Annotated in this window: 10 protein-coding genes; 4 read left to right on the top strand and 6 right to left on the bottom strand. The window is 71.7% G+C overall.

All coding sequences use genetic code 11. The features are described 5' to 3' along the window. Positions 1-7: 7 nt before the first annotated feature. Together ACIF6F_RS36360 and ACIF6F_RS36355 are read right to left on the bottom strand one after the other, a co-directional pair. Positions 8-4825: a hypothetical protein gene (locus ACIF6F_RS36360; RefSeq protein ID WP_399957687.1), complete on the bottom strand. Its 4818-nt coding sequence runs from the start codon at positions 4823-4825 to the stop codon at positions 8-10. Positions 4826-5171: 346 nt separating this feature from the next. Continuing rightward, on the bottom strand, positions 5172-5828 hold the full coding sequence (locus tag ACIF6F_RS36355) for a response regulator transcription factor (protein ID WP_399957685.1): 657 nt from the start codon (positions 5826-5828) through the stop codon (positions 5172-5174). Between the two features lie 182 nt (positions 5829-6010). On the opposite strand from ACIF6F_RS36355, the gene ACIF6F_RS36350 reads away from it, so the two are divergent. Continuing rightward, a complete protein-coding gene (locus ACIF6F_RS36350; protein WP_399957682.1) occupies positions 6011-7324 on the top strand; it encodes a hypothetical protein in 1314 nt (437 codons plus the stop codon). Between the two features lie 35 nt (positions 7325-7359). Next, positions 7360-7623, top strand: coding sequence for a hypothetical protein (locus tag ACIF6F_RS36345; protein WP_399957678.1), 264 nt, complete (start codon positions 7360-7362; stop codon positions 7621-7623). A gap of 63 nt (positions 7624-7686) precedes the next feature. Here the strand turns inward: ACIF6F_RS36345 and ACIF6F_RS36340 are convergent, their stop codons facing one another. From ACIF6F_RS36340 to ACIF6F_RS36330, 3 genes are read right to left on the bottom strand one after another with little or no spacing between them, the layout of a single operon-like run. After that, on the bottom strand, positions 7687-7980 hold the full coding sequence (locus ACIF6F_RS36340) for an acyl carrier protein (protein WP_399957675.1): 294 nt from the start codon (positions 7978-7980) through the stop codon (positions 7687-7689). Positions 7981-8019: 39 nt separating this feature from the next. Further along, a complete protein-coding gene (locus ACIF6F_RS36335) occupies positions 8020-9177 on the bottom strand; it encodes a glycosyltransferase (RefSeq protein ID WP_399957670.1) in 1158 nt (385 codons plus the stop codon). Next, positions 9170-11941 (bottom strand): CDP-glycerol glycerophosphotransferase family protein, encoded by a 2772-nt coding sequence (locus tag ACIF6F_RS36330; RefSeq protein ID WP_399957667.1) that lies wholly within the window; start codon positions 11939-11941, stop codon positions 9170-9172. The genes ACIF6F_RS36335 and ACIF6F_RS36330 overlap by 8 nt, the downstream gene beginning before the upstream one ends. A gap of 642 nt (positions 11942-12583) precedes the next feature. Here ACIF6F_RS36330 and ACIF6F_RS36325 point away from each other — a divergent pair. Together ACIF6F_RS36325 and ACIF6F_RS36320 are read left to right on the top strand one after the other, a co-directional pair. Next, positions 12584-14071, top strand: coding sequence for a DUF6056 family protein (locus ACIF6F_RS36325; RefSeq protein WP_399957664.1), 1488 nt, complete (start codon positions 12584-12586; stop codon positions 14069-14071). A 148-nt stretch (positions 14072-14219) separates the two neighbouring features. After that, positions 14220-15155, top strand: coding sequence for an NAD-dependent epimerase/dehydratase family protein (locus tag ACIF6F_RS36320; protein ID WP_399957660.1), 936 nt, complete (start codon positions 14220-14222; stop codon positions 15153-15155). Here the strand turns inward: ACIF6F_RS36320 and ACIF6F_RS36315 are convergent. Next, positions 15152-15736 (bottom strand): SGNH/GDSL hydrolase family protein, encoded by a 585-nt coding sequence (locus ACIF6F_RS36315; RefSeq protein ID WP_399957657.1) that lies wholly within the window; start codon positions 15734-15736, stop codon positions 15152-15154. The genes ACIF6F_RS36320 and ACIF6F_RS36315 overlap by 4 nt on opposite strands. Between the last annotated feature and the right edge of the window lie 419 nt (positions 15737-16155).

Raw genomic sequence — 16155 nt, 5'->3', positions numbered from 1 at the left:
ATCGACCTCACCTGCGCCACTGGAAGTCGGACGGCTGGAGCACGCCCGGCACCACCAGGTACGGCGCCGTCAGCTCCCGGAAGAGCGGGGTCCGTACGCCGGCCTGCGCGACCCGCAGTTCCCGCTCCCCCAGCGTGTCCTGGACGAGGATCAGCATCGGCGCCGAGAAGGTGCCGTCCGCCCGCACCACCACCGGCGCGGCCGCCACCGTCACGCCCCGGCTCCAGCGCAGCCGGAGCGTGGCCCCGGGCGGGAACCGGGTGCCGGTGGCCTGGGTCACCGAACCGGGCGGCCCGAGCGGCGGGATCAGGGTCAGGGTGGGCTCGTTCACCGTCAGCGGCGCCCGCGCGGTGTTGTTGGCGGGCCGGGAGTCCGTACCGGTCGTGCTGACCGTGGCCGTGACGGCACCGGCCAGCCCGTGGTTCGCGCCGAGCACCAGCCGTACGTCCGTACGGTCCACGGACCGCAGGTCCGGCAGCGGGCAGCCGGCCGGGGTCAGGCACTGCGGCTTCGACACCGATACGACGTCCACCCCGCGCGGCACCGCGACCACCAGCCGCAGCCCCGTCGCCCTGGCCACGCCCTCGTTGCGCACCACGATCCGCGCGCTGATCCGGCCGCCGGTGTAGGCGGTGCGGGGCGTGGCGTCCACGGTGACCGACGGGTCGGCGCGGAGCCGCGGCGGCGTGGGGTTGTCGGGCGGTGTGCTGTCCCGCTTGAGCACGGTGACGGGCGCGGCGGCGGTGTTGTTGCCCGGGTTGGAGTCCGCACCGGGCGTGGTGATCGTGCCGACGGCCTCGCCGACGAGCGGGGCGTCGGCGGTGACCTTCCGCGTGACGGTCACCGAGGCGCCGGGGGCGAGGTCGCCGAGGGCGCAGCCGGTGTCCGGGCAGGCCGGGGCCGCGGAGACCACGCGCATGCCCGGCGGCAGGAGGGTGGTCAGCGTGACGGCCCTGGCCGGGGCCTCGCCGAGGTTGCGCACCGTGTAGACGACGTCGGAGAGGAAGCCGGTGCGGATCACGGCCGGGGTGGCGGTGACGGTGACGGCCGGGTCGGGCAGTCGCGGGTCCACGACCGTGAGGTCGACCGACGCCCGGTCGTTCTCGGGGTCGTTGTCGGGGGTGCTCGCGGAGACGGTGCCCTCGATGGCGCCGGAGAAGGCGTTCTCGGCCGTGTAGACGAGGGACAGCCTGCGTTCCGCTCCGGGCTCGACCGTACCCAGGGAGCAGCCGGCGGGCGGGCATTCGGTGCCGCTGACGAGGGTCAGGCCGGGGGGTACGACCAGCTTGAGGAGGACGTCCCGGGCCGCGGCCGTGCCGCCGTTGCGGACGGTGAACTCGACCGTCGACCGCTCGCGGATGTCGATCACGGGCGGGGCGGCGGTGGCGGTGACGGCGAGGTCGGGGACGACCACGTTGATGACGGCCTCGGCGCTGTTGTCGCCCGGCAGGTGGTCCGGCAGGGCGGAGGAGGCGGTGGCGGTGGCCTTCTGCTCGCCGGTGGCGACGCCCTTGACCCGGAGGGTGGCGCGGCCCTTCTGGCCGCTCTGCACCGGGTCGAACACGCAGGTCAGGTCGGCCGCGCAGGTGCCGGGGGCGAGCCCGGTCCCGGTGGAGGGCTCGGGCGGCCCGACCGCCTCCAGCCCGGGCGGCAGCGTGAACTGCGCCCGGACGCGGGGCGCGTGGGCGATGCCGAGGTTCCACACGACGAGCGTGAGCGTGCCGGTCGCACCGAGGAGGAGGGGGCTGTCGGAGGTGGTGAGGTAGGTGCGCAAGTCGGAGCTGGGCTTCCAGGTGGGCGTGGTCTGCTCGCTGTTCCACCGGGCGCGGAGTGCTGTGCCGTCGCTGCCGTCGGCGTCGAAGACCGCGATGCGGAAGTCGTCCGTACCCTCCTCGCCGTCGACGCGGAAGTCGATGGCGAAGCGGCTGCCGTCCGGTGCCCAGGCGGGGTTGTCGGGCCACTCGAAGTCCGGGGTTCCCTCGCCGTCGCCGCCGGGCACGGTCGCCGGGCAGCCGAGGCCGGTGGGGACGAGGGAGCGGCAGCCGGAGGCGTCGTCCAGGAAGTCGAGCACGATGCTCGGGCCGTCGTAGCCGCCGGGGACCACGGCCATGGTGGACGCGGCGGCGGTGGGTGAGGCAGCGGTGGGTGAGGCAGCGGTGGCACGGACGGCACCGGCCGGGGGGCCGGCTCCCGGGGTGGCCGCCGCCGGCCGGGCGGTCAGGCCGGGTCCCGACAGCACCTGGTGGCGGGTGAAGGCGATCTCGCGGGTGCCGGGCCGGAAGGCGGGCCGGAGGTCGATGACCCCGCACCACTCGCCGTCGCACTGGAGGCGGGTCAGGTCGGTGGTGGCGCCGCGGGGCCGGGCCTCGGCCTTCCAGATGTGGCGCTCCTCGTACGGGTTCACGGCGCGGGCGAGCCGGTCCGAACCGCCGCCGGAGGTGAGGGGCGACCAGCAGTCGCTGGCCCGGGAGAAGGCGAGGGTGGTGCCGTCGGAGGACCAGGTGGGGTCGCGGTCGTCGTTGTAGCAGTTGAGTTCGGACTCGCGGCGCTCCGGGACGAGGTAGAGCAGCCTGCCGTCCTCCACGCCGCGGGAGACGTCGACGACGGCGATGCGGGCGTCGCCGACGACGCGCCGGACGCGGTCGGACTCGGGGTCCTCCTCGTAGGTGACCAGCCAGCGGCTGAAGGCCACCCTCGTGCCGTCCGGCGACCAGGCGGGGCGGGACTGGTGCTCCTCCCCGTCGAGTTCGCGGTCGTACTTGAGCGGGACGGCCTCGGACAGCCGCCCCGTGTCGCCGACGAGGACGCGCTCGACCTCGAACTCGTAGGAGTTCTCGGTGCTGCGGACGAAGGCCATGCGGGTGCCGTCGGGCGCGTACGCGGCGTCGGAGAGGTCGGTCTCCGTGGTCTTTCCGGGGCGCAGTTCGGTGCGGTCGTACGGCGCGGCGGCACGGGATTCGTCGAGGGCGAAGAACTCGGGGTCGGTGCCGCCGATGAGTACGACGGGCTCGCCCCCGGCGGGGGTGTACCAGCCGACCGTCTCGGTGTCGAAGTCCCGTACGCCGTCGGGGAAGAGCGGGGTGCCGGCGCCGCAGGTGGTACAGGGGTCGCGGTCGGCGTCGACGAGGTAGGGCTCGCCGGTGAGGAAGGCCAGCTGCCTGCCGTCGGGCGACCAGGCAGCGCCCTTGCGCTGCCAGCGCCCCTGGTCGCCGACCGCCAGCACCCTGGACGGCCGGCTGCCGCCGTCGGTGGCGAAGACGGTGGCCAGGGCATGGTCGGCGCGGTCTCCGAACTCGGTCACGTACGCGACGCGGTTGCGGCCGGCGGCGTCGGAGGGCTCCCAGACGGGCTTGTACGCCTTCTCGTCGCCGTACGAGACCTTGGTCTCCGTGCCGCCGGCGACGGGAACGCGGTACGCCTTCTCGTCCCGCGTGAAGACGAACTGGCTGCCGTCCGGGGACCAGTCGGCCCAGTCGGCGTTCCGGAGGGCCTCGCGCAGGCCCTGGCCGTCGGTGCCGACGACCCAGACGCCGACGGTGCTGCCGGTGAGGGGGAAGCGGCGGGTGTCGTCGCAGTCGTAGTTGTCGACGAAGCCGTCCTGCCACGAGACGAAGGCGATCTTCGTACGGTCCGGGGAGAGCACCGGGTCGGCGATCCGCCACCCCTTGCGCTGCAGGACCAGGCGCGGGGGCCCGTCCCCGGTGCGCCGGAACAGGCCCTCGTCCTCGCCGTTGCGCATGCTCACGAAGACCGTGTCGTCACCGCGGGCCGTGGCCTGGCAGTCGTTGCGCCCGGCCTGCCCGACGGGGAGGAGGCGACGCGGGGGCTGCCCGCGCACGATGGTGCCGAGGCTCCGGTGGGTGCCGTAGTCGGTGTACGCGAGCCGCCCAGGGTCCGCCGGGTCCTCGGGAGCGGCGACGGCCGGGAACCGGGCGGCAGGGGCAGGTGTGGTCTGCTGCCCGGAGGCCGCGGCCACCACGGGGCTACCGGCCGGCGTCACACCCAGCAGAACCATGGCGACCACCAACACGAAGCCGCGCCGCCGTGCGAGGGGCGGGCGGGGGTGGGGGTGCGGATCCGGGTGCGGGGGCGGGGGCGGGGGCGTAGCCGGGTGCGGGGGGCGGGGCGGGCGTACTGGGCGGCCTGCCAAGGCGCCGCCAGGCGAACGGTAGTCACTGCGGGCACGCGGGCTACACGTCTCGGCGCCGCCGCGCGGGGTCCGGGGCTCGGGCTCCGGCTCGGGACGGGGGATGCGGGGCTCCGGCTCGGGACGGGGGGTGCGGGGCTGCGGCTCGGGACGGGGGGTGCGGGGCTCCGGGGCGGCGCGCGGGGTACGCGCCTCCGGCTCGGCGCGCGGGGTGCGGGGCTCCGGCTCGGCGCGCGGGGTGCGGGGCTGCGGGGCGGCGCGCGGGGTACGCGCCTCCGGCTCGGCGCGCGGGGTGCGGGGCTCCGGCTCGGGACGGGGGGTGCGGGGCTGCGGGGCGGCGCGCGGGGTACGCGCCTCCGGCTCGGCGCGCGGGGTGCGGGGCTCCGGCTCGGCGCGCGGGGTGCGGGGCTGCGGCTCGGGACGGGGGGTGCGGGCGGCGCGGGGCGAGAGGTTCTCGCCCACGGTCCGGGCGACGAAGTCCAGGGCGGCGCGGACGCGGCCGGGGCGGTCGGGACGACCGGCCTCGGAACCGCCCACCGCCCCTCTGGACGCGGCGGCGTCCGCGGCGGCGTCCGCGGCGGGGGCGCCCGGCGCGCCCGGCCCGGGAGCGCTGGGATCGCCGGCGGTGGGCGTGCCGGTCGGCAGGGCCCGTACAGCTCGTCGTACACCTCGTCGCACGCGCGTCCCCCATCCTCACGAAAACCCTGACGCGGGGCCCGGCCCGCCTGCAGCCGGAGACGGGCAGCGGTTCGGGTAGCGGCGGCTGCCCGAAGAGGCAGGAGCGGGCGGCGGGCGGGGCGGCCGGGGGCCGCCGGGGACCGGCTGCCGAAGGCGCCGGGGCGGGCGGGCAGGGAGGCCGGGAGGCGCCGGGCCGGAAAGCGCCGGGCCGGGGCCTGGGCAGCCGCGCCGAGGCCCGGAAGCGAGCGGGCCCGGAAGCCGGCGGGGCAGTCGGGGCGGCAGCCCGGGGGGGTGCCCGGAGGCGCCGGGGGGCCGGGCAGTCGGGGGCTGGGGCCGGGGCCGCCCCCTAGATGAAGCCCTGCCTCATCGCGTACGCCACCGCGTGCGAGCGGTTGCGCAGCTGGAGGCGGGTGGTGACGTCGTGCAGGATGTTCTTCACCGTCCGCTCGGAGAACGCCAGTGCCCGCGCGATCTCCGCCGTGTCGCTGCCCTCGGCGACCAGCCGCAGCACGTCGACCTCGCGCGGCGCGAGCCCGGTGAAGGCCAGCCCCCGCGGGTCCAGCACCTGCCTCTGCAGCCGTCCCACCTGGTCCAGCAGGCGCCCCAGCAGGTCCGCCGGCACGCTGCCCTCCCCGCGCGCCGCTGCCGTGATGACCTGCACGAGCCGGTCGGCGGAGGCCTCGGCCCGCCGTACGACGCCCACGACCCCGCACTCGACGGCCGCCACCAGCCCCGCGTCGTCGATCTCCGTGGCCACCAGCACGATCCGGCCCTGCCCGGCCCGCTGGAAGCGGCGCAGCGTCTGGGTCTCGGCGTCGCCGACCCGGTCGGCGGAGACCACCGCCACGCAGGGCTGGTCCTCGGACACCTCCTCGTCCTCGCCCAGCAGGCGCAGCTCCGGGCAGTTCCTCAGCTGCCCGGCCAGGCCCGCCTGGGAGATCGGGTCCTGTGCCGTCAGCCGCACCGGGATGCGCTCCGCGCCGGTCACACCGTGGTACCGCATGTACGTGCCCCCCTTGCTCAGCGCCCCCGCGCCCACGCGAGAGCCCCACCTCTCCGTGCGTCCAGTGAACACCCGGGCAATCAGCAGGCACTCCACGCGGACTCAACGGGCAACGCAGCGTGCCCTCGGGTGTGTCCCTACGGGTCCGGCGGGGGGTTCAGCGCGCTCCCTACCGTCCTTTCATGACCACTTCCGCTCATCTGGACGCCTCTCCGACTTCGGTGCTGCCCGGAGAAGAGGCCCGGATCCCGCTGGAAATCCGCAACAGCGGGAACGTCGTCGAGGCGTACGGCTTCGAGGTGCTCGGGCCCGCCGCGCGGTGGTCGGTGGTGGAGCCCGCCTCGATATCGCTGTACCCGGACACCGCGGGCCAGGTGGAGCTGGTGGTCCGGCCGCCCCGCGACACGACCGTCCCACCAGGGGAACTCACGTACGGCGTACGGGTGCTCCCCCGGGAACAGCCCCAGCACCAGACGGTGCCGGAGGGCGTCCTGCACATCCGCCCGTACGCCGACTTCGGCGCGGAGCTGTCGCCGCGCATGGGCACCGGCCGGGGCGGCGCCACCTTCCAGGCAGCGATCGACAACCGGGGCAACTACCCGGTGTCCGTTGCCCTTTCGGGCAAGGACGCAGGGGAACTCCTGAAGTTCAAGCTGCCCACTGGGGCCACGGTGGTGGACCCCGGCCGGGCGGCCTTCGTCAAGGTCCCGGTGAAACCGAAGCGGCTCCTGTGGCGCGGGACCCCGGTCACGCACGTCTTCCAGCTGCACGCGGTCCCCGCCGCGGGCCCGGAGGGCGCGCCCGAGGTGCCGCCGGTGGCGCTGGACGGCACCCTGCTCCAGCGGCCGGTGATCTCGCCGGGGCTGCTGCGGGCGCTGCTCCTGCTGTTCCTCGTGCTCGCCCTGCTGGCGGGGCTGTGGTTCGGGCTGCTGCGGCCGGTGGTCAGGTCGGCGGCGAAGGAGGCGGTGAAGGAGCCGGTCAAGGCGGCGCAGTCGCACGCTGCCGAGGCGAAGAAGGAAGCCGAGAAGGCCAAGGAGAACGGGAGCGGGGGTGGCGGGGGCGGCGGGGGCGGCAAGCCCGGGCCGAACGCCTCGCCGTCGCCCTCGGTCTCCGTCAAGCCCGGCGAGGGCCCGGGACCGCAGCCGCAGGCCAGCCTCTTCGCGTCCCGGCTCACCGCGTCGGCCCCGGCGGGCGGCACGGACTCGGCCACGTACAAGGTCCCGGACGACAAGGTGCTCCGCCTGACCGACCTGGTCCTGGAGAACCCCCAGGGCGACACCGGCACGGTCACCATCTCGGTGGGCGGGAAGCCGCTGCTGGCCCCGGCCCTGGAGAACTTCCGCGAACAGGACTTCCACTGGGCCTCGGCCATCCTGGCGGGCCCGAAGCAGGAGATCACGGTCACGGTCACGTGCCGGACGGTGGGCAGGCCGCCTTCGGGCCCGGTGCCTACCCGGTGCAGCACGGCGGCGCTGTTCAGCGGGACACTGGAGTAGGCGGGCGGGGCCGGCACACGCTTGGGGTGCAGCCGGTGGCCGCACCGCCCTCCGCCCCGGTGTTCTTCGCCCCGCCGGGTGCGGCGACCGGTACGAGCCCCCAGTACCTGTGCGGCGACCGGCAGGGCCTGTTCCCCGACCAGTTCCGGGCACTGCGCCACAACGGCGCGCTGCGGGCCTGGCAGTTGCTCGACCTGAACAGCGGCAGGCGTGGGGCCTCCCGTGCGGGCGCGCAGCCCGGCGAACAGGTGACCCAGCAGGATTGCTGCGAAGACCCGTGGTTGTTGTGGAGGGTGTGAGGGCGGGGGCGGGGGCATCCGCAGCGGGCCGGTGCGGTGAACGGGTCCTGGAACCGGTCCGGCTCAGTGGTCGGCGTCCTCCTCGTCCGTGATGTCCTCCGCTTGAGGGGCCAGGTCGACGACGAGCCGGGCGATCTCGCCGATGGTGTACACCTGGTACGCGTCGGTGTAGGGGACCGTGATCGCGAACTGTTGCTCCAGTGCCATGACAAGCTTGACGGTGTTGTCCGGATCGACGCCGAGGTCGTGCAGCAGATTGAGGTGCAGGACGTCGCCATCGGTGATGTCGACGGGAGTCACCCCTTGCACGAATTCGATCACGGCCGCCACCGCGGACCCGAGGGTCGTTGTCCCCATCTGCCGCACTCCTCTGCGTTCCAGCTCTGACGAGGGGGCTCAGCGGTCCAGTTCGTCGAAGAGTTCGTGCCAGCGGTTGAGGACCGCGGGCAGAGCGAACTGCTGGACGTGTCTGCGTGCGGCGAGGGCGTACCTGGCGCGCAGGCCGTCGTCGTCCATCATCTGTCCGAGCGAGTTGGCAAGCGCCGCAACGTCGCCGGGGGGTACCAGGGTTCCGGTGCGGCCGTCGGAGACGATTTCGCGGACCCCGCCGGACACATCGAATGCGACGGCGGGCACCCCGCAGGCAGCCGCTTCGGCGAGGGCCATGGGTCGGCCCTCGGCCTCGCTGCTGAGTGCGATCATGGAGAGTTCCGTGTACACGGCCCTCATGTCCTGGACGGCACCTCGGAACACGACCCGGTTGCCCACCCCGTGCTCCGCGGCGGTGCGTCGCAGTTCGTCCTCCATCGGCCCGTGGCCGAACAGGTGGAGTTCCCAGCCGGGGCGGCGGCTGGAGCACAGCGCGAACGCCTCGATGAGCCGGTCATAGCACTTGACGGGGTGGAGTCCGCCGACGGCGCCGATCTTTTTGCTCGACAAGGCGGCTTGCTGCTCCGGAAAGAACGGCAGCGGATTGGGCATGACGGCGACATTGGGCAGATGCGCGCTGCAGAACCGGGCTGCGTCCTCTTCGCTGAGTACCAGGGTCTTCTCCAGTTTCCCGTAGTGGCGCTGCATCAGACGCAGGTTCGCGGACCGCCGGGCCTGTTCGAACGACTCGTGGTACTGGCCGATCCCCTTCAAGCGGCCCCAAGCGACCGGCAGCGCCCAGTCCACTGCCCAGGGTGAGCCGAACACGACGTACCCGTCGCCGACTGCAGCGAAGCGGTTGCGCAGGATGGCGCGCGCCCGGTCGCGCGCTGCACGGGTGCGCCGGTTCGCCGACAGCCTGGACGGGCTGAGCCGGTCCGTCAGGGTGCGGGGCTTGGGCAGGTCCTGCTTGGGTGCTTCGTAGAGCGTGCGGTGGGCGTAGGCGCGCTCCGTGCCGTTGTAGGGGAAGGGCTCCGGACTCGGCCGGATGCCGATCAGTTCGACACTGTGGCCGTGCTCGCCCATCCCTTGGGCCAAGGTGTGCAGGACGCGCTGGGAGCCGCCCATTGAGTCCACGTCGATACCCACGAAGAAGATGTTGTGAAAGCGGGTTCGTTCAGCCATGGCTCTTGCCTTCGAAGAATGCGTCGACGACGGCCGCGCTGGCCCGGCCTGTGTCGTATGGGCAGAACATCTCTTGGAACCGGCGGTACCGGTCCTTATAGCGGCGCGAGATGCCGTCGAGGTCTGAGAGCACGGCCGCGAGCGCCTCCGGCGTTTCCACCAGGGGACCGGGGGCGATCTCTTCCAAGTCGTAGTACGTGCCACGTCCGCAGGAGCGGTACGCGGCGTAGTCGTCCGCGTAGAAGATCATCGGAAGCCCTGTTACGGCATAGTCGAACATCAGTGACGAGTAGTCCGTCATCAGTGCATCGGACGCCAGGACGAGGTCGTTGACGTCGGGGAACGGGGTGCCGTCACGAAGTACGTGCGCGAGCTGAGGGGGGATGCGGAAGCGATCGTAGGGGTGGGTGCGCACCACGATCGTCCAGTCGTCGGAGAGCAGAGGCAGGAGCGCCTCGAACGGCACGCTGACGGAATCTCCCGTGCCCCGGGCTCCGTCGCGGAAGGTCGGCGCGTAGAGCAGTACCTTGCGGCCGGCTGGGATGTCCAGCGATCGGCGGGCAGCCTCCGCCCGGGCCTGCTGGGCAGGTTCCGTCCGTCTGGCCAGCACGTCGTTGCGCGGGTAGCCGGAGGAAATCAGCTGGGCCGAAGTTCCGAACGCCGGGACGAAGGTGCGTTCGAACTCCGGGCTCGGGCAGACGAGCGCGTCCCATCGAGCCACGCTGGAGAGGAAGGCCTCACGCACTGCAGGGGGGCCTGTCCTGAGAGCTGCGAGGTCGAGGCCCATCTTCTTCAGGGTCTGCCCGTGCCACGTCTGCAGGTACCGGGTTCCGGGAGGCTTCTGAATCCAGTACGGCAGGTTGTGCGAATCGATCCAGTGCGTCGCACGGGCCAGTGCTCTCGCATACGCCCAGCTACCGCGCCGGACCAGTGCGGTGCCATCCGGGTACGACGATGTGTCGCCGTTGTGTACCCACACCGTCTGGATCGGCAGGTTTCGTCGGCGGAGTTCCTCATAGACGTAACGTGGACTATCCGCATAGCCGCGGCCTTCCATCGCTTCGAAGACCGCCAGCGGCTGCTTGAGGGGCAGCCGAGCCCACGCATCGAAGCAGGAGGCCTTCGCTTCGGGACCGGTCAGCAGGCGCGAGACCCTGGCAACCCTGCGTCGGGGTCCTCGCAGACGGGGCGCCGCGGACTCCAACACACGCAGCACTCCCGTGCGCTTCCACACGACCTGAAGCCTGCCCGCACCGGCTGTTTCCGCCGACACGGTCACCTCATGGGAGGCATAACCGTGGTAGGTGATGCCGCTTCGCAGGAGCCGGGCTCCCGGGGCGAGCAGGGGATCGGTGCGCCGGATGCCCTCACGCTTCAGCACGACGACGGGGTGGCGCACCGTGCTGACACCTTGGAGCCGGATGGGGACCTTCCCCAGGTCGAGCGACACGTGCGAGAGATAGCGCCCGGGACCGTCGGGGCGGAGGTCGCACTCTGCGGACAGCGGTTCGGCACACGGTGAAATGGCGACGGTGGCAGACGTCCCCGGAGTGATGTGCCGAGCCGGGTCGTACGTGGCGATGACCAGGGTGAGGACGGTCCCCTGCAACGTGTGGGAAACCACTTCGTGCCTGATGCGGGCCTGGGCGAAGGGAAGGGCGTACATATTCCACTCGGACAGGTCCAACTCCGTGCGGGCCTGCTCGCCGGCCGGTTCAGACAGCCCCCAGTACGGAACCCCTCCCGCCAGGCTTACCGCAGGCGGTGCGAGGAGTGGCCGGCCGATCCCGAGAGCTGCCCTCGGCAGCTCTTCGAGTCGTCCTGCACGCAGCAGGTGGAGGCAGATCCGCATGTCCCGGGACAGACGCCGGTACACCTCATCGGAAATTCCGTCCAGATATGGGCGCACTTCTTCGGCGAACCGACCGATCCATTCGCGTTCCCGGAAGGGAAGGTCCGTGAGATAGAGCTTGAAGTCATGCTCAAGGAACTTGAAGTCCTTCTCGGGGCGCAGTGCAGAATTTCCACTCTCTTCAAAGAAGTCATCGACCAGTTCGGCAACCCGAAGACGATCGCGTACGTTTTGAATCTTGTGGCGGCTCGATGAAATCGAGGTATCCTCAGGCGCGCGGCGCCATGTGTAGACAGGCCAGGGAACAACAGCGAACGACGAAGCCAGCAGATACGCGCGAGCAGAAAAAAGCTGATCCTCGAAATGGATTCCCTCAGGGAAAACCAGGTTATGAGCGGCAATAAAGGAGGAGCGGTACAGCTTGTTCGTGGACAGGTGATCGAAGAGAAATTCCGGCTCGTCGCGGATGCCGAGCACTCGCTGTTCGGAGAAAAGACGGGGATACCAGGGTGCCGTGCGGCCATTTTTTTCGTCAAGTCGAGACACCCCGCCGGTGACGAAGTCGGCGCCCGAATTCTCAGCGGCGATCAGCATGCTCTTGCACGAGTGCCGAGGAAGCTCGTCATCACTGTCGAGGAACATCACGTACGGCGCACGGGCCAGCTCGATTCCCCGGTTCCGGGGGGCGCTGCAGCCGCCGCTGTTGCGTGCCAGGCGCTCGTAGCGGACCCGCAGGTCGCTGGCCGCGATCCGGCGAGCCACCTCCTCGGTTGCGTCTGTGGAGCAATCGTCCACAATGATCACTTCGAGGTTGTTGAGAGTCTGCGCGAGGACAGAGTGAACGGCACGGGAAATGCGTGCCGCATCGTTGAACACGATGACGATAACGCTGACCTCGGGCTGGGCGCGCACCAACATTCCTTCCTAGCACGTGAGGCTGGCTGGGGTGACCAACCAGCGGGGCGTCCGCAGGTCGCGGGCGTTCCCGGATCGCGAGACGAGGTATAGATTTCCGTTGCTCCCGACCACCGGAATTCGCGAATGCGGCTTCGAGCGCTCTCTCGCAGTGCGAACCCTCGACCTCCCGTACTCCGAGAACGCGCGGGGCGCCCCGTTCGTTACGCTTCGTCAATATGGCGGCTCACCTCCCCCCCGAACGGATGAGTGGCGCTGCAGCCGCATCCGTACGGCGGCTGCGCATTGCGACCTTGAGGGATGCGCTGGTCGGCTGGCGTGCAGCAGCCGGGTGCCAGAATCAGCGCTGGCCGGGCGGTCCAGGCCCCTGGTACTCCGGTCGGAGGGTGGCCGGGCGGGAGTCCGTGCGGGAAGCGGGACCGCCTAGCTCGGGGCCCGCAACCGGTGCGGTTGGGTCACCCGGAGCGTGCTTGCGGTGCTACACCGGGGATCAAGGCCACGATCGTGCCGCGAGCTCTTCGTCGCGTTCGCCGACATCGGACGCCGATCGGTCAGCGGCAGTCCCCCGACGCTGACCGGCGAAAAGCCGGCCTGGTTCAAGGCCGGCAGTACCCCCGACCGCCACACGAAAGTACACACGTGAGCGCACACACCGTCCGTGACGCCGTCAGCAGACCTTTTCGGCACAGCAGCGTGGTCCTCGCGACAGCCTGCGGCACCCTGCTGTCGATGGGCGCGTTCCTGGGTCTCTGGGTGCGTCCCACCTCGGACGACTGGTGCGCCGCGTGGAAGGCCAGGGACATGGGCATCCTCGGGATCACATCTGACTTCTACATGACCCAGAACGGCCGGGTGACGAACGCCTTCCTCAGCGGAATCATCTACTCGCACGGCCTGCTGGGACCGAAGGTGCTGCCCGCGCTCCTCGCCCTTGCCCTGGGCACCGGCCTCGTCCTCCTGCTGCGCGAGACACTGAAGGCCCTCGGACGGCAAGTACCGCTGGTAGTGCTCATCGCCGTCGCGATGGTCCTTGAGGCTCTGCTGCTTTTCGCGGGAGCCAGCCCCTACCAGGCCCTCCTGTGGGCACCCGCCTCCATCTCGCACACCATTCCGTCGGTCATCGGCATCTGGGCGGTGCTCATCGGCATCTGGGCCCCGCGCTCCGGGCGGCGTGCAGCCCTGACCTCCGCCCTGGCCTCCGCCCTGCTCCCCGCCCTGGCGGTCGGCATGCTCAGTGAGCCGTTCACCCTCGTCAGCGGTGTGATCGCCAGCGCCGCCGGCCTGCTGGCCCTGCCGCGGCTGCGACTCGCCAAGGACTGGTACCCCTCCGCCTGGTGCGCCACCTGGTGCATCGGCCTGGCCATCGGGCTGACCATCCTCTACACCTCTCCTGGAGCCCGCTGGCGGCGCGCCCAGCAGCCCCCCAGGCAGTCAGTGCTCTCCCTTGGCGAGCTGAAATCCACCTTCCAGGACTGGCTGCGAATGCTGGAGACCATTACCGGGCAGTGGGCGTATCTCGGCGCCGCGGCGGCCGGCCTGCTGCTGGGGCTCGCGCTGACCCTGTGCCCGCCCGACGGGCGGGCCCCGTTTCGATCACCCTCCCGTGCAATGGCGGTCTTCCTGGTACTGCTGCCGATGCCTGTGGCGCTGGCCGGCTCCTTCTTCGTGGCCCTCGCCCTGCGCAGCGGGTACGGGCCGTCGGGCTGGACGTACAGCCGCACCTGGACCAACTTCATGCTGCCCCTGTTGCTCGCGCTGTGCCTGTACGGCGCCTGGCTCGGACGCCTGCTCGGCACACGGCCCGCCTTCGGCTCGGAGTCCGGCCGCGCACGTACCGCGTCCGCCGTGGCCGTCGCCTTGGCTGCCGCCTTCGGCGCGGCCTCCATCGCCGACCTCGTGCCGACGGTCCACAACCTGACTACCGACACCGTGGCTCGGGCAATCGCCTGGGACCGCCAGGACCACCGCATCCGGATGGACATCGCGCACGGCGCGACGGACGTCGAATACCGGCCCATGCACATCGGTGGCCTGACGGAGCCGTTCTCCGCCCGCACATACGAACGGGACTGGGCGGCGCAATGCGTGTCCAACTACTACGGCGTGGAGCGCGTCCACCATCCCTGATCGAACCCACGCTCGACGCGATCGCCAACTACTCGATGCGTGAGCCAGAAAGCCACCGGCACCGCAACTGCGCCAGGAGACGGTCTGGCCCGTGTGCAGCGTCAGGACATCCCTCCCCGGGCACAAGGGGTCGCGCTAGCGTTCGTATGTGAGTCTTCATGTGGTTGTGGGGTTCGGGCCTGCCGGGGCTGCCACCGCTCGGCTGTTGGCCGGGCAGGGACACGAGGTTCGCGTCATCACCAGGGGCGGCGGGGCCGGGCGGTCTCTGGAGCCGGGGATCGAGCACGTCGCGCTGGACGCGTCGGACGGTGAGCGGCTGGCCGGGGCCGTGCAGGGGGCTGTGGCGCTGTACGGGTGTGCCGCGCCGCCCTACCACCAGTGGGCGAATGCGTGGCCGGCGCTCGCCGGGGCGCTGTGCGTGGCGGCCGAGACATGCGGGGCCGTGCTGGTCATGCTGGGCAATCTCTATGGGTACGGACCCGTGTCCGGGCCGATGACCGAGTACCTTCCGCTGGCGGCCACCGGCCCGAAGGGGCGGGTACGGGCTGCTGCTTGGGAGCACGCTCGGGAGCTGCACGAGCAGCGGCGCATCCGGGCGGTCGAGGTGCGGGCCTCGGACTTCTTCGGGCCCGGCGTGACCGACGGGGGTCACCTGGCCGGTCGCGTGGTGCCGAGGGTCCTGCGCGGTAAGTCCGTTTCGGCGCTGGGTGATCCCGACGCCCCGCACAGCTGGACGTACCTGCCGGATGTGGCCGGAGCGCTGGTCGAGCTGGCCGGCGAGGAGCGGGCGTGGGGGAGGGCGTGGCACGTACCGACGGTGCCCGCCCGGTCCACCCGCCAGATGGTCGATCTCCTGGCCGGGGAGGCCGGCACCGGTCCGGTGCGGGTTCGCGCCCTCCCGCCCGCGGTCCTGACCCTGGCCGGCCTCTTCTCGCCGCTCCTGCGCGAACTGAAGGAGATCCGCTACCAGTTCGACGAGCCGTTCGTGGTCGACTCCTCGGCCTACGAGTCCCACTTCGCCCTCCGGCCCACTCCGCTCGACGCGCAGGTCAAGGCGACCGTTGAGTGGTGGCGGGTCCGCTAGAGGCCTTCCAGCTCTCCCAGCCCCAACGTCCGGAGCATGTGGTTGGCCATTTCCAGGTGGCCCTTGGCGTTGGGGTGGGCGGGGTCGTCGAGCCACGGGATCGGGTCCATGTCACCGAAGTGGTTGCGCCAGTGGATCTCGTGGTCGACGAGCAGGGCGCCGGTGTCCGCGGCGATGTCGCGGACGGCCTGGCAGTAGGCCGGCATGGCGGCCCGCCGCTCCCGCCCGGACGCGGCCACGAGCACGGGCGTCTGGAGCACGACCTGGGTGCCGCCCCCCGCCCTCGCGATGATCTTCCGCATCGCGTCGTGGAAGGCGGTCAGGCCGGCCTCACCGGCCAGGCAGTCGTTGGTGCCGAGTGACACGGACAGCACGTCGGGCGCGAAGCGGCCGATGAGGTGGTCGTGGGCCCCGAGCACGTCCTGCGCCGTCCAGGCCGAGACCCCGGTGTTGACGACGACGTCGGTGAGCCGTCCCGCCTGCCAACGCACCCGCTCCTGAAGGTGCTCGACCCATCCCCGGGCTCCGTGGGTGTGCAACACGCCCTGCGTGATGCTGTCCCCCGCGGCCACCCACGTCATGGGCCCATTCGCCAGCCGAATCATGCCTCTCCCCCGCCAAGTCCCGGATCACCGCTCGTCTGCGGCAACAACCACCATGATCCCCCGTCCAGCCCACGGCCGGCCCGCCGACCGATCGTGGGCGGCCCATGTCCAGCCCCAGGCGGCCGTCCGTCGCCATGAAACAGGAGCGCGTAGCGATCGTGGGCGGGGCACAGGCGGCCCGGAAGTCGCTGAAATCCGCCGGTGGGCCTACGGACGCTGTCGCGTCCGCCCCTTGGGGCGGTGCCTGTCCCCGGTACCGGGGACAGGCACTCGACACCGGAGTGCATGAGGTGTCCCCCAGGGCGTCTTTCCTGGGGTTGTCCGCCGAGGTCTTTGCCTTCCGGGCCGGGGTGCCCTGTCAAGGGTGGAACGAAGTGGAATCGCCGCAGGCGACG

This window comes from Streptomyces sp. NPDC086023 (assembly GCF_044540325.1).
GTDB lineage: Bacteria > Actinomycetota > Actinomycetes > Streptomycetales > Streptomycetaceae > Streptomyces.
Note: the sequence above shows the minus strand (reverse complement) of the source record. Positions and strands in the feature narration are given on the sequence as shown.

Excerpts from the sequence above, each read along its gene's own strand:
- ACIF6F_RS36355 (WP_399957685.1), bottom strand. The coding sequence starts at position 5,828 with ATGCGGTACCACGGTGTGACCGGCGCGGAGCGCATCCCGGTGCGGCTG.
- ACIF6F_RS36350 (WP_399957682.1), top strand. The coding sequence starts at position 6,011 with ATGACCACTTCCGCTCATCTGGACGCCTCTCCGACTTCGGTGCTGCCC.
- ACIF6F_RS36340 (WP_399957675.1), bottom strand. The coding sequence starts at position 7,980 with ATGGGGACAACGACCCTCGGGTCCGCGGTGGCGGCCGTGATCGAATTC.
- ACIF6F_RS36335 (WP_399957670.1), bottom strand. The coding sequence starts at position 9,177 with ATGGCTGAACGAACCCGCTTTCACAACATCTTCTTCGTGGGTATCGAC.
- ACIF6F_RS36315 (WP_399957657.1), bottom strand. The coding sequence starts at position 15,736 with ATGACGTGGGTGGCCGCGGGGGACAGCATCACGCAGGGCGTGTTGCAC.